At 60.3% G+C, this 12769-nt stretch carries 13 protein-coding genes and 1 pseudogene; 4 read left to right on the top strand and 10 right to left on the bottom strand.

Annotation, left to right across the window (positions count from 1 at the left end):
• Nucleotides 1-34: 34 nt before the first annotated feature.
• Nucleotides 35-1084, bottom strand: a pseudogene (locus tag FFS64_RS13625) (catalase-related domain-containing protein); the annotation flags it as partial.
• A 219-nt stretch (nt 1085-1303) separates the two neighbouring features.
• Here FFS64_RS13625 and FFS64_RS13620 point away from each other — a divergent pair.
• From FFS64_RS13620 to FFS64_RS13610, 3 genes are all read left to right on the top strand, one after another.
• Complete coding sequence (locus tag FFS64_RS13620; RefSeq protein WP_137805820.1) at nt 1304-2311, top strand: methionine ABC transporter ATP-binding protein; 1008 nt, start codon at nt 1304-1306, stop codon at nt 2309-2311.
• Nucleotides 2311-2985 (top strand): methionine ABC transporter permease, encoded by a 675-nt coding sequence (locus FFS64_RS13615; protein ID WP_137805819.1) that lies wholly within the window; start codon nt 2311-2313, stop codon nt 2983-2985. The genes FFS64_RS13620 and FFS64_RS13615 overlap by 1 nt, the downstream gene beginning before the upstream one ends.
• 62 nt (nt 2986-3047) lie before the next feature.
• Complete coding sequence (locus FFS64_RS13610) at nt 3048-3821, top strand: MetQ/NlpA family ABC transporter substrate-binding protein (RefSeq protein ID WP_137805818.1); 774 nt, start codon at nt 3048-3050, stop codon at nt 3819-3821.
• A gap of 83 nt (nt 3822-3904) precedes the next feature.
• On the opposite strand, the gene FFS64_RS13605 is transcribed toward FFS64_RS13610, so the two are convergent.
• The 5 genes from FFS64_RS13605 to FFS64_RS13585 are packed head-to-tail and all read right to left on the bottom strand — an operon-like array spanning nt 3905 to nt 7807.
• Nucleotides 3905-4540: an SCO family protein gene (locus FFS64_RS13605; RefSeq protein ID WP_137805817.1), complete on the bottom strand. Its 636-nt coding sequence runs from the start codon at nt 4538-4540 to the stop codon at nt 3905-3907.
• Nucleotides 4537-5436: a heme o synthase gene (cyoE, locus tag FFS64_RS13600; RefSeq protein ID WP_137805816.1), complete on the bottom strand. Its 900-nt coding sequence runs from the start codon at nt 5434-5436 to the stop codon at nt 4537-4539. Before cyoE ends, FFS64_RS13605 begins: the two co-directional genes overlap by 4 nt.
• On the bottom strand, nt 5424-6497 hold the full coding sequence (locus tag FFS64_RS13595; RefSeq protein ID WP_137805815.1) for a heme A synthase: 1074 nt from the start codon (nt 6495-6497) through the stop codon (nt 5424-5426). The genes cyoE and FFS64_RS13595 overlap by 13 nt, the downstream gene beginning before the upstream one ends.
• Before the next feature lie 10 nt (nt 6498-6507).
• On the bottom strand, nt 6508-7101 hold the full coding sequence (locus FFS64_RS13590) for a hypothetical protein (RefSeq protein WP_095194650.1): 594 nt from the start codon (nt 7099-7101) through the stop codon (nt 6508-6510).
• Nucleotides 7067-7807 carry an SURF1 family protein gene (locus tag FFS64_RS13585; protein ID WP_137805814.1) on the bottom strand — a complete coding sequence of 247 codons (741 nt, stop codon included), beginning with the start codon at nt 7805-7807 and terminating at the stop codon, nt 7067-7069. The genes FFS64_RS13590 and FFS64_RS13585 overlap by 35 nt, the downstream gene beginning before the upstream one ends.
• Nucleotides 7808-7878: 71 nt before the next feature.
• Between FFS64_RS13585 and FFS64_RS13580 the strand changes: the two genes are divergently transcribed.
• Nucleotides 7879-8082 carry a twin transmembrane helix small protein gene (locus FFS64_RS13580; RefSeq protein WP_137805813.1) on the top strand — a complete coding sequence of 68 codons (204 nt, stop codon included), beginning with the start codon at nt 7879-7881 and terminating at the stop codon, nt 8080-8082.
• Nucleotides 8083-8178: 96 nt separating this feature from the next.
• Here the strand turns inward: FFS64_RS13580 and FFS64_RS13575 are convergent, their stop codons facing one another.
• The 4 genes from FFS64_RS13575 to coxB form a co-directional block, all read right to left on the bottom strand.
• Nucleotides 8179-9066 (bottom strand): cytochrome c oxidase subunit 3, encoded by an 888-nt coding sequence (locus FFS64_RS13575; RefSeq protein WP_137805812.1) that lies wholly within the window; start codon nt 9064-9066, stop codon nt 8179-8181.
• A 25-nt stretch (nt 9067-9091) separates the two neighbouring features.
• Entirely contained in the window at nt 9092-9643 is a 552-nt protein-coding gene (locus tag FFS64_RS13570) for a cytochrome c oxidase assembly protein (RefSeq protein ID WP_137805811.1), read from the bottom strand.
• Between the two features lie 144 nt (nt 9644-9787).
• The gene (gene ctaD, locus FFS64_RS13565; RefSeq protein WP_137805810.1) at nt 9788-11380 is read right to left on the bottom strand and encodes a cytochrome c oxidase subunit I; all 1593 of its coding nucleotides are present in this window, start codon (nt 11378-11380) and stop codon (nt 9788-9790) included.
• 82 nt (nt 11381-11462) lie between these two features.
• A complete protein-coding gene (coxB, locus tag FFS64_RS13560; protein WP_095194458.1) occupies nt 11463-12590 on the bottom strand; it encodes a cytochrome c oxidase subunit II in 1128 nt (375 codons plus the stop codon).
• Between the last annotated feature and the right edge of the window lie 179 nt (nt 12591-12769).

The raw sequence follows: 12769 nt of genomic DNA, 5'->3' as shown, positions 1-12769 counted from the left end.
CCCGCGATGGCGTCCTCTCTGACGATGCAGATTTCTAGGCCGGAATTGCTTTGGCCTTCGCCTCCCTCTCCCAAACCCGATGCTGCTCAATCGCGGCGAAGAACGGCTTGGCCAACTTGCCATTCACCCCTACGACCAACCCCGCATCAACCTCCAGCTTCAACACATCCAGCAACTGCTTCGCCTCGCCATGCAACGCAATCGCATTTCAAATGCTTGTAAGCCTCCAGCACGTAATGCAACGCCACGCCGTCAGTGCTCAGCGCCTTGATCGACGCCGCGCCTCCAGGCACGAACACCGCATCGAACGCCACTGAAGGCAAGCCTTCGATCGAAGCGTCCACCGGCATCGACTTGCCATCGGCAGTTTTCACCGGTGCCGAGGTCGGGCCGAGCAATTTGGCATGCGCCCCTCGGCTTCCAGCGCTTTCTTCATGGCTTCGATTGCTACTCCGTCTACGCCATCGGCCGCCAGAATCGCCACTTTCCGGGTTTTGATATCGCCCGGCAGCAGATTGGCCTGACTCAGAGCCGGCGAGCGTTCCAAGGACGCTTTCGGTACTTGGACCGTTCCGGCTTTCGGCACCGGCAGGCCAAGGTTCTGTGCCACCGGTTTGGCAAGTTCCAGATCAATGTTGGCCAGGATCTCATTCACTTCCCTTGCCCGAATGAACTCACGTTCCACCTTGCCCAGCTCAAAGCTGTACGCCGAGATGATGTGTTCCTGCTCGTGCTTGCTCATGCTGTGGAAAAACAGGCGCGCCTGGGAGAAGTGGTCGCTGAACGACTCGCTACGTTGACGGATCTTGTTGGCGTCGAAGCGCTCCGCGTAGCTCTCGAAGCCGCCGTCTTGCGCTGCGGGCGGGGTTTCTATCGGCCAGCCGCCATCGATGGAGTTCGGTTCGTAGGCCGCACGTCCTTTGTCGATGGTGGTGCGGTGCAACGCGTCCCGCTGGCCATTGTGCAGGGGTGAAATCGTTCGGTTGATTGGAATCTCGTGAAAGTTCGGGCCACCGAGTCGGCTGATCTGTGTGTCGGTGTAGGAAAACAGCCGACCCTGCAGCAGTGGATCGTTGGAGAAGTCGTAGTACTCATCAGGCGAGACTCCTCAGGCTTTTTGGAGATGCCTAAGTAGTGACTGGTGACGTTTTTAGCCGTTCCTTTTATCTGACCTTTGATCGCGTTATTGCCAAATGGCTGGTTGAATACGAAATAAATGCTAAGAACCTCTATACGGACAGGCTAAAATGCGCGCCCGGCTAACCGCTGATCCTTTTCCAACGCGCCCCACAAGGTTCGCTACGTGATCGAGTTTCAAAACGTCCATAAAACCTACCGCGTCGCCGGTAGGGATATCCCCGCCCTGCACCCGACCAATCTGACGATTGAGAACGGTCAGGTCTTCGGCCTGATCGGACATTCCGGTGCAGGGAAAAGTACCCTGCTGCGTCTGATCAATCGCCTGGAAAACTCCACTGGCGGCAAGATCATTGTCGATGGCGAAGAAGTCACCGCGCTCGATGCCAACGGCCTGCGCCGTTTCCGTCAACAGGTCGGGATGATTTTCCAGCACTTCAACCTGCTGGCGTCCAAAACCGTGGCCGACAACGTCGCGTTGCCGCTGACGCTGGCCGGTGAACTGTCCCGCAGCGATATCGATCAGCGCGTTGCCGAGTTGCTGGCCCGGGTCGGTTTGTCCGACCACGCCAACAAGTACCCGGCGCAGCTGTCCGGCGGTCAAAAGCAGCGCGTCGGCATTGCCCGCGCCCTGGCCACCAAGCCAAAAATCCTGCTGTGCGACGAAGCCACCAGTGCGCTGGACCCGCAGACCACCGCGTCGGTCCTGCAATTGCTGGCCGAGATTAATCGCGAGTTGAAGCTGACCATCGTGTTGATCACCCATGAAATGGACGTGATCCGCCGGGTCTGCGACCAGGTCGGGGTGATGGACGCTGGCGTGATCGTCGAGCAAGGCTCGGTGGCCGAGGTGTTCCTGCACCCGAAACACCCGACCACCAAGCGCTTCGTGCAAGAAGACGAGCATATCGACGAAAGCGAACAGCGCGACGACTTCGCGCACGTGCCGGGCCGCATCGTGCGCCTGACCTTCCAGGGCGAAGCGACCTACGCGCCGTTGCTGGGTACCGTCGCCCGGGAAACGGGTGTGGACTACAGCATCCTCGCCGGTCGTATCGATCGCATCAAAGACGTCCCTTACGGGCAACTGACCCTGGCCGTGACCGGCGGTGACATGGAAGCGGCCTTCGCCCGCTTCACCGCCGCAGACGTCCATATGGAGGTGCTGCGTTAATGGAAGCCCTGACAAGTTTCTTCGCCAATATCGACTGGTTCGAAATCTGGCTGGCCACCGGCGACACCCTGCTGATGCTCGGCGGTTCGCTGCTGTTCACCGTATTGCTAGGCCTGCCGCTGGGTGTATTGCTGTTCCTCTGCAGCCCGCGTCAATTGCTGGAGGCCAAAGGCGTCTACGCGATGTTGTCGTTGATGGTGAACATTCTGCGTTCGCTGCCGTTCATTATTCTGCTGATCGTGATGATTCCGTTCACCGTCTTGATCACCGGCACTTCGCTGGGTGTCGCCGGCGCGATCCCGCCGCTGGTGGTGGGCGCCACGCCGTTCTTCGCGCGATTGGTGGAAACTGCGTTGCGTGAAGTCGACCGCGGCATCATTGAAGCGACCCAGTCCATGGGCGCGACCACGCGGCAGATCATCACCAATGCACTGTTGCCAGAAGCCCGCCCGGGCATCTTCGCGGCGATTACGGTGACGGCCATTACGCTGGTTTCCTACACGGCGATGGCCGGTGTGGTGGGTGCCGGTGGATTGGGCGACCTGGCGATCCGTTTCGGTTACCAGCGTTTCCAGACCGATGTGATGGTGGTCACGGTGGTGTTGCTGCTGGTGCTGGTACAGGTCCTGCAAACCGTCGGCGACAAATTGGTCGTCCATTTTTCCCGTAAGTAAGACATTAGCCGGCCATTCGCTGGCAGGCGCCGAATCCAGGCGCCTCACAAGGAGTTCGCTGAATGAAAAAACTACTCGTCGCGTTCGCTGCCGTCGCAGCCTTTTCCGCCCATGCCGCCGACACCCTGACAGTCGCCGCCACGCCAGTGCCGCACGCGGAAATCCTCGAGTTCGTTAAACCGGCGCTGGCAAAAGAAGGCGTGGATCTGAAGGTCAAGGTCTTCACCGACTACATCCAGCCGAACGTGCAGGTGGCGGAAAAACGCCTGGACGCCAACTTCTTCCAGCACCAGCCGTACCTCGATGAATTCAACAAGGCCAAGGGCACCAACCTGGTGTCGGTGGCCGGTGTGCACCTGGAACCTCTGGGCGCTTACTCCAGCAAGTACAAAGCGCTGACCGAACTGCCGGGCGGTGCCAACGTGGTGATCCCGAACGACGCCACCAATGGCGGCCGTGCGCTGTTGCTGCTGGCCAAGTCCGGACTGATCAAGTTGAAGGATTCGAACAACATCCTGTCGACCGTCAAGGACATCACCGAGAACAGCAAAGACCTGAAATTCCGTGAACTGGAAGCTGCGACCATCCCGCGCGTGCTGACCCAGGTCGACCTGGCGCTGATCAACACCAACTACGCGCTGGAAGCCAAGCTCGATCCGGCCAAGGACGCACTGGTCATCGAAGGCAGCGACTCGCCATACGTGAACATCCTCGTTGCCCGTCCGGACGACAAGGACAGCGAAGCGATGAAGAAGCTGGTGGCTGCCTTGCACAGCCCGGAAGTGAAAGCGTTCATTATCGAGAAGTACAAAGGCGCGGTCGTGCCGGCGTTCTGATCTGGAGCGGTAACGAAAATGGGGCGCATTGAATGCGCCCCATTTTTTTTGCCTGAAAAACGGATCCTGTGGGAGCGGCATTTTTACGGTCGGTTAAGCATCACCGGCAACTGCGCCACCAGCTTCGTGTTGTTCAGCGGCGCGCGAATAAACCCACGCTGCGTGCCATCCGGCCCGATCACCGCGAGGTTGCCGCTGTGGTCGACGGTGTAGTTCGGTTTGCTGGTGTCCGCCGGAATGAACGGAATGCTCACCGCGTTGGCGACTTTCTGCAGCTCCTCGATCGAGGTCGGCGTCAGGCCGATGAACTGCGGATCGAAGTAACCCAGATACTGCTTGAGCTGCTTGGGTGTATCGCGGTTCGGGTCGACGCTGACCAGCACGATCTGCAACTTGTCCACCGCTTCAGGTGGCAATTCGCTCTTGATCTGGCGCAGTTGGGCGAGGGTGGTCGGGCAGATGTCCGGGCAGAAGGTGTAGCCGAAGAACAACAGGCTCCACTTGCCTTTGAGCTCGTTGACCGCCACCGGTTTACCGTCCTGGTCGGTCATCTTCACATCCGGCAGATTGCGGCTTTGCGGCAGCAGGATGATGCCGGCGTCGATCAGGGCCGTCGGATCGCCCTGGCCTTTGCCGGTGAGTACTTTGTTGATGGTCAGGCCCAGGACCAGCGCGATCAGGGCGACAAGGATGAAGACGGTTTTCTGGGTTCGGGTCATAGGTTCAACAATAGGTAGTGGTCTACGAGCAGCGCGATGAACAGCAGGAACAAGTAGTAGATAGAGTACTTGAAGGTGTTGATCGCCGCGTGCGGCCGAGTGCCACGGTACAGCACCACGGCCCATTGCAGAAACCTCGCGCCCAGGCCGATGGCGCAAATCAGGTAGAGCAGGCCGCTCATGTGGATCACGTAGGGCATCAAGCTGACGGCCAGCAAGGCACAGGTGTAAAGCAGGATGTGGATTTTGGTGTAGTGCTCGCCGTGGGTCACCGGCAGCATCGGGATATCGGCCTTGGCGTATTCCTCTTTGCGGTGGATGGCCAGCGCCCAGAAATGCGGCGGGGTCCAGGCGAAGATGATCAGCACCAGCAACAGCGGTTCGGCGCTGATGTGACCGGTGGCGGCCGTCCAGCCAAGCAGGGGCGGAGCGGCACCGGCCAGCCCGCCAATCACAATATTTTGTGGTGTCGCACGTTTGAGGAAGCCGGTGTAGACCACCGCATAGCCGAGCAGCGAGGCGAGGGTCAGCCACGCGGTCAGCGGATTGGTGAAGGCCAGCAACAACGCCTGGCCGAGCAATGCCAGCACCAGGGCGAAGGTCAGCGCGGCGGCAGGCGAGACGCGACCTTCGACCAAGGGACGTTTGTGGGTGCGCGCCATCACCGCATCGATCCGCCGGTCCACCACATGGTTCACTGCCGCTGCTCCGCCGGCACACAAGGCAATGCCCAGATTGCCGAACACCAGCACGGTCCATGGCACCCCGGCGCGAGTGGCCAGGAACATCCCGACCAGCGAGGTGATGAGCATCAGCACCACCACCTTGGGTTTGGTCAGTTCCAGGTAGTCACGCCAGATTGCCTGGCTGTGACGCTCGCCGATCAGAATCGCCATGGCATTTCTCCTTTTATTGTTATGGGCCCGGCTGAATGTTTACGCGGGCTGAAGCGCCAGCGATTCGGCTGCTTGATCCGAACCAGGCTGGTTCGCGCGTGATAGTTGACCAGTACCATCGTCAGCAGCAGCGCCGCGCCCCCGGCGTTGTGCGCCACGGCCACCGGCAGCGGCAGATGAAACAGCACGTTGCTGATGCCCAGGGTGATTTGCGCGGCGAGGGCGATCAACACCAACCCGGCCAGCCGTGTCATGCCGACGACTTTCAGTTGCCAGGCCAGGCCGAGCAACACCAGGGTCACCAGCAGCGCGCCGATGCGATGCGTCAGGTGAATCGCGGTGCGGGCATCGCTGTCCAGTTGCCCGCCGAGGTAGTTCGGGCCTATGTGCTGGGTCAGGTGGAAGCCGTTGGCGAAGTCGGCAGGGGGTAGCCATTGGCCGTGGCAGGTCGGGAAATCGATGCACGCCACGGCGGCATAGTTGGAGCTGACCCAGCCACCGAGGGCGATCTGCCCGATCACCAGCAGCAGCGCGGCGGTCGCCCAGTGCTGCAAGCGACGTGGCACCGTCAGCGCCGGCAGTACGCCGGACAGGCGCAAGGTCAGTAAAAACAGCAGGCTCAAGGTGGCGAACCCGCCAAGCAAATGCCCGGTCACCACTTGCGGCCAGAGCTTGAGCGTGACCGTCCACATGCCGAAGGCGGCTTGGGCGAACACCACCGCCAGCAGGAACAACGGCAGCTTCACTGGTTGCCCCGGGTCCCGACGATGAACCCAGGCCCGACCGGCCAACACCGAAATCAGCAAGCCGAGGGTGCCGGCGAAGTAGCGATGGACCATCTCGTTCCAGCCCTTGTGGGCCTCCACCGGGGCGTCCGGGAAATGCAATTCGGCATGGGCCAGTTGGGCTTCGCTCTTCGGCACGCTGATAAAGCCATAGCAACCAGGCCAGTCCGGGCAGCCGAGGCCGGCGTGAGTCAGGCGTGTATAGGCGCCGAGCAACACCACAATCAGTGCCAGGAAGGTGGCAAACAGCGCGAGGCGAAATCCAGGTTTGGCCATGACGATGCCCTTATCCGATGTTCGACAGTTTCAGCAGGTGTCGCAGGTCGTTGAGCAGGTCCTTGCCTTTGACCGACGGGTCGTAGCGCAGCACCAGATTGCCGTGGGGGTCGATGATCCACAGGTGTGCAGCTTCATTGCTCTGAGCACCTTTGGTGTAGATCTGCGAGTCCAGGGGATAGCGTTGCAACTGCGGGTACTCGCGTTGAAGTTTAGCCTCGTAATCACTGCTCAGCGGTTGGGTCACCGCCAGTGCGTGACTGGCGCGACCGGCATCACGACCGAGGCCGATCTGGATTTGTCGCGCCAGGTAAACCAGTTGCTGACAGTCCACCGAACACGCCTTCGGTGCCGTGACCAGCAACTGCCAGCGATCTTCTTGCGCCTGCACGCCCAGGTCGGCGCGGGTCTGGCCGTTGCCGATCAGTTCGCCGTGATAACTGCGACCTTCCGGCACCCAGAACTGCCATTTGTACATGCCGGTGGCGAGGATCATCGGACCGACCACTCCGAGCACAATCAGCAGCAGCTGCAAGCGTCCCTTGCGCCGGTTCACCGGCGTTTTTGCCTCAGACATGCTGGGTGGATTCATGGCCGCTCCCATGGTGTTTCTCCTTTGCGTTGTGCCAACCGAGGTAGAGATAAAGGCCGAGCAGGGCGATCGACATGGCGAACCACTGCACGGCATAAGCGATGTGTTTTTCCGGACCTGTGGCAACCACCGGCCAATCGGCCTGGTAAGTCGCGGGTCCGGTTTCTGCGCGTAATTCGTAGGCAAAGCCTTCGCGGTCCAGGGCTGTCCAGAGTGCGTTCGGGTCAATGGCCGTCAGCAGTTTTGGCCAGGTGCTGGTGCTTGGGTCGGCGTGAAGCTGGAAGACCGCGCCGGGGGAAACGTAGACCCAGGCGTCAAGACTCAGAGGGGCGTCGGGGGTGGTGAATTGCGGCGGTGTACGGCGATCCGGCCACGGCAGCCAGCCGCGATTGACCAGCAGCCACAGCCCGGTCGCCTGGTCCTGAAACGGTTGCAGCAACTCGACCCCGACCTTGCCGCCACGCTGACGGTTATCCAGCAGCAGGCTATGGGCGGCATCGAACTGGCCGTGCAGGCGCACCCGGCGAAAGGCCGGGTCGGCGGTGTGTCGCAGCTCGGAGCTGGACATCGGTTCGGCGGCCCGGCGCTCGGTCCAGGTTTGCAGCAGCGCGCTTTTCTCCGCGCCCCGGCTCAATTGCCAGAACCCCAGGGACACCAGCAGTGGCAGCAGGACTGCGACCACCAGCGTCGGCACAACGCCCGGCCGGAAACGCTTCATGGCGTCGCCAGCCAGTCGGTCAACGCGATAGCTATACTCATATGCATCGCTTGTCCCCCCGGAGTTCCACCATGCTCAAAGCAGCTATCGTCCTGATGCTGATTGCCACGGTTGTCAGCCTGTTCAGCGGCCTGTTTTTTCTGGTCAAGGACGACAGCAGCTCGAACCGCCTCGTCATTGCCTTGAGTGTTCGTGTTGCCCTGGCCGCCATTACCCTTGGGTTGATCGCCTGGGGTTTCTTCAGCGGCCAGCTTGTATCTCAAGCGCCCTGGTAACTGTAGGAGCAAGCTTGCTCGCGAAAAACTTCATGACAACGCGTTAATTCAGATAGCCCGCGTTATCGCTAACGCCCATCGCGAGCAAGCTCGCTCCTACAGCACGTAGACAAAAATGAACAGCCCGATCCACACCACGTCCACGAAGTGCCAATACCAGCTCGCCGCCTCGAAGCCGAACTGATGCTCGTTGTCGAAGTGCCCGCGCAGGATGCGCATCAGCATCACGAACAGAATGATGGTGCCGATGGTCACGTGGGCGCCGTGGAAACCGGTGAGCATGAAGAAGGTGGCACCGTAGATGCCCGAACCCAGGGTGAGGCCCAGCTCCTTGTAGGCATGAATGTATTCTTCGGCCTGGAACCCGAGGAACGCGCAGCCCAGCAATACGGTGATCGCCAGCCAGAGTTTCAACGCGCCGCGATGGCCCTTTTTCAAGGCATGGTGGGCGATGGTTATCGTGACGCTGGAACTCACCAGCAACACGGTATTGAGCAACGGCAGGCCCCAGGGGCTGATGACGTCCTTCGGGGGCACGAAGAGTTTGGAGTCCGGGTTGTTCAGCAGCGGCCAGGTCCACTCGAAGCCAGGCCATAGCAGATGCGCGAGGCCTTTTGTGCCTTCACCGCCGAGCGCCGGACCGGAAACGTGGCGCACGTAAAACAGTGCACCAAAGAAGGCGATGAAGAACATCACCTCCGAGAAAATGAACCAGCTCATGCCCCAGCGGAACGAGCGATCCATTTGTGCGCTGTACAAGCCGCCGCGGCTTTCCTTGATCACCGTGCCGAACCAGCCGAACAGCATGTAGGCCAGCAGCAGGCTGCCAACGAAGAAGATCAGCGGGCCGTGGGATTCCGGCCGCGCGGCTTTCAGATCATTGAACCAGGTGCCCAGGCCAAACACTGTGACGAACATCCCGACCGTGGCGATGATCGGCCATTTGCTCTGGGCCGGGACGTAATAATGTTCATGAGTTGCCATTTATTGTTCTCCTTATCGGGCACGCTCAACCGCCAGTGTTTACAGCTACCGGTGGATGTCGGGCGGTGATATCGAACAGCGTGTAGGACAGCGTCAGGTGCTTCACATCCTTGGGCATGTCTCGGTCAACGATGAAACGTACCGGCATCTCGATCCGTTGACCGGGCTGCAGCACTTGCTGGGTAAAGCAAAAACATTCGGTCTTGTGGAAATACGCCGCCGCGGCGCTCGGCGCGATGCTCGGCACGGCCTGGGCACTCATCGGGCGATCAGTGGGGTTGTGCGCAATGAAGATCATCTCGTTCACCGCCCCGGGGTTGGCCGTCAATTCATCGCTCTTGGGATAGAAATCCCAGGACATGTCGGCGGAATTGGTCGACAGAAACTGCACGCGAACCTGTCGCGACGTATCGACCGTCTGCTCGCCCTCGTACTGCCCGGCGGTCTTGCCGTTGATGCCGAAGGCCTTGCACATCACGTCGTAGATCGGCACCAGGGCAAACCCGAAGACAAACATCGCTACCACCACCAGCAATAGACGGGTGACCAGTTTCTTCATTGAAATCGAGTCAGCCATGATTCAATCCCTCAACACATATTCCTGTGGGAGCGGGCTTGCCCGCGATGGCGGTATGTCTGACACACCGCATCGGTCGAGCGCGACCCCGGTTCATCGCAGGCAAGCCAGCTCCCACAAGGATTCCCACAAGGCCGAGATTGTTCATTTCACTTCCGGCGGCGTGGTGAACGTGTGATACGGCGCCGGTGACGGAATGCTCCACTCCAGGCCTTCAGCCCCATCCCATGGTTTGGCCGGTGCAGGCGGGCCGCCGCGGATGGTCTTGATCACGATGAACAGGAAGAAGATCTGTGTGGCACCGAACATGAACGCACCGATCGACGACACCATGTTGAAGTCGGCGAATTGCAGGTTGTAGTCCGGAATCCGCCGCGGCATGCCCGCCAGCCCCACGAAGTGCATCGGGAAGAAGGCCATGTTCATGCCGATGAACGACAGCCAGAAGTGCAGCTTGCCGAGGGTTTCGTCGTACATGTGGCCGGTCCATTTCGGCAACCAGTAGTAGGCCGAAGCGAAGATCCCGAAGATCGCCCCCGGCACCAGTACGTAGTGGAAGTGCGCGACCACGAAGTAGGTGTCCTGGTACTGGAAGTCCGCCGGGGCAATGGCCAGCATCAACCCGGAGAAACCGCCGATGGAGAACAGGATCACGAACGCCACCGCGAACAGCATCGGCGTCTCGAAGGTCAGTGAGCCCTGCCACATGGTGCTGGCCCAGTTGAACACCTTCACCCCGGTCGGCACCGCGATCAGCAGCGTGGCGTACATGAAGAACAGCTCGCCCACCAGCGGAATGCCCACCACGAACATGTGGTGCGCCCAGACGATGAACGACAGGAACGCGATACTCGCCGTGGCGTAAACCATCGAGGTGTAGCCGAACAGCGGCTTGCGCGAGAACGCCGGAATGATCGAGCTGACGGCACCGAAGGCCGGCAGGATCATGATGTACACCTCGGGGTGGCCGAAGAACCAGAACACATGCTGGAACAGCACCGGGTCACCGCCGCCGGCGGCACTGAAGAAGCTGGTGCCGAAGTGGATGTCCATCAGCATCATCGTCACGCAACCGGCCAGCACCGGCATTACCGCAATCAGCAGGAACGCGGTGATCAGCCAGGTCCAGACGAACAGCGGCATTTTCATCAACGTCATGCCGGGGGCGCGCAGGTTGAGGATGGTGGCGATCACGTTGATCGCGCCCATGATCGAACTGATCCCCATCAAGTGGATGGCGAAGATGAAGAAGGTCACGCTTTCCGGCGCATAGGTCGTTGATAGCGGCGCGTAGAACGTCCAGCCGAAATTCGGCCCGCCACTGGGGGTGAACAGGGTCGAGACCAGCAAAATGAACGCCGCCGGCAGCAGCCAGAAGCTGAAGTTGTTCATTCGCGGCAGGGCCATGTCCGGCGCGCCGATCATCAGCGGGACCATCCAGTTGGCGAGACCGACGAAGGCCGGCATCACCGCACCGAACACCATCACCAGACCGTGCATGGTGGTCATCTGGTTGAAGAACTCCGGCTGGACGATCTGCAACCCCGGCTGGAACAGTTCGGCGCGAATCACCATCGCGAACGTGCCGCCCAGGAGGAACATGGCGAAGGCAAACCACAGGTACAGCGTGCCGATATCCTTGTGGTTGGTGGTCAGCACCCAGCGCATCAGGCCTTTGGCAGGGCCGTGGGCGTGGTCGGTGTGGGTATGAACAGGGTCATCAATTACAGCAGTCATGTCCTGTCTCCTGCAAACAGATGGGCTGGGCGGGCCGGGGCGCGTTGCCCCGACCGGTTCCTGATGTACGCAATAGACCGGGTCATTTGCTTTCCGCCTGTTTCAGCTCCAGCACTTCTTTAGGCGTGACCATGTCGCCCTTGTTGTTGCCCCAGGCGTTACGTTCGTAGGTCACGACCGCTGCGATATCGACTTCCGAGAGTTGCTTGCCGAACGCCGCCATCGAAGTGCCTGGCTTGCCGTGGAAGACAATGCCCAAGTGAGCGTCTTTTGGTCCGGTGGCGATTTTCGAGCCCTTGAGCGCCGGGAACATCGGCGGCAAGCCCTGGCCTTCGGCCTGGTGACAGGCTACGCAAGTGGTGTGATAGACCTTGTCGCCGCGCTCCTTGAGTTCGTCGAGGGTCCATTCCTTGCTGGTCAGCTCCTTGAGTTGCGCGGCTTCAGCCTTGCGCTCGCCCAGCCATTTCTCGTAATCGGCCTTTTCCTTGACCTCGACCACGATCGGCATGAATCCGTGGTCCTTGCCGCACAGCTCGGCGCATTGACCACGGTAGAGGCCGGGTTTTTCAACGCGGGTCCAGGCTTCGTTGACGAACCCCGGGATCGCATCGCGCTTGACCGCGAAGGCCGGCACCCACCAGGAGTGGATGACGTCGGCGGAGGTCACGAGGAAACGCACCTTGGCGCCGATCGGCAGCACCAGAGGCTTGTCGACCTCGAGCAAGTAGTGCTCGCCCTTGGTTTCCTTGTTGTTGATCTGGTCGGCGGGTGTGGCCAGGTTGCTGAAGAATTCGACGTCCTGGCCCAGGTATTTGTAGTGCCACTTCCACTGATAGCCGGTGACCTGGATATCGATATCCGGCTCACTGGCGTCGTACATCTTGATCAGGGTCGCGGTCGCCGGAACCGCCATGGCCACCAGAATGATGAAGGGCACGATGGTCCAGAGGATTTCGACGGTGGTGCTTTCATGAAATTTTGCGGCGACCTGCCCGGTCGAGCGGCGATGCAGAATCATCGACCAGAACATGGCGCCAAAGACGATGATGCCGATCACTACACAGATCCAGAAAATGGTCATGTGCAGGTCAAATACAGCGTGACTGATTTCAGTCGCTCCAGGCGCCATATTCACAGTCCAGGCCGCTTGCGCCTGACTGAAAATCGACCACAACAGGAGGCCCATCCAGACATGTGGATGTCGCATCATTGCGGGTTCCCCTTATCGTTCTTGTTATCCCGCCGGCTTTCACCTGCGGCAAGGGAGCGGCTGCATCAGACTACGAACTTGAATCGCCGGGCCTTGCTGCAGTGCAGTCGGGCGTCATCAGCTAACTCCATTCATGAGCGAGTATAGACAGCGACTCTCAGCTGGCAATGTGAAGGCGT

This window comes from Pseudomonas sp. G(2018), from assembly GCF_005502415.1.
In the GTDB taxonomy this organism is placed as follows: Bacteria; Pseudomonadota; Gammaproteobacteria; order Pseudomonadales; family Pseudomonadaceae; genus Aquipseudomonas.
Note: the sequence above shows the minus strand (reverse complement) of the source record. Positions and strands in the feature narration are given on the sequence as shown.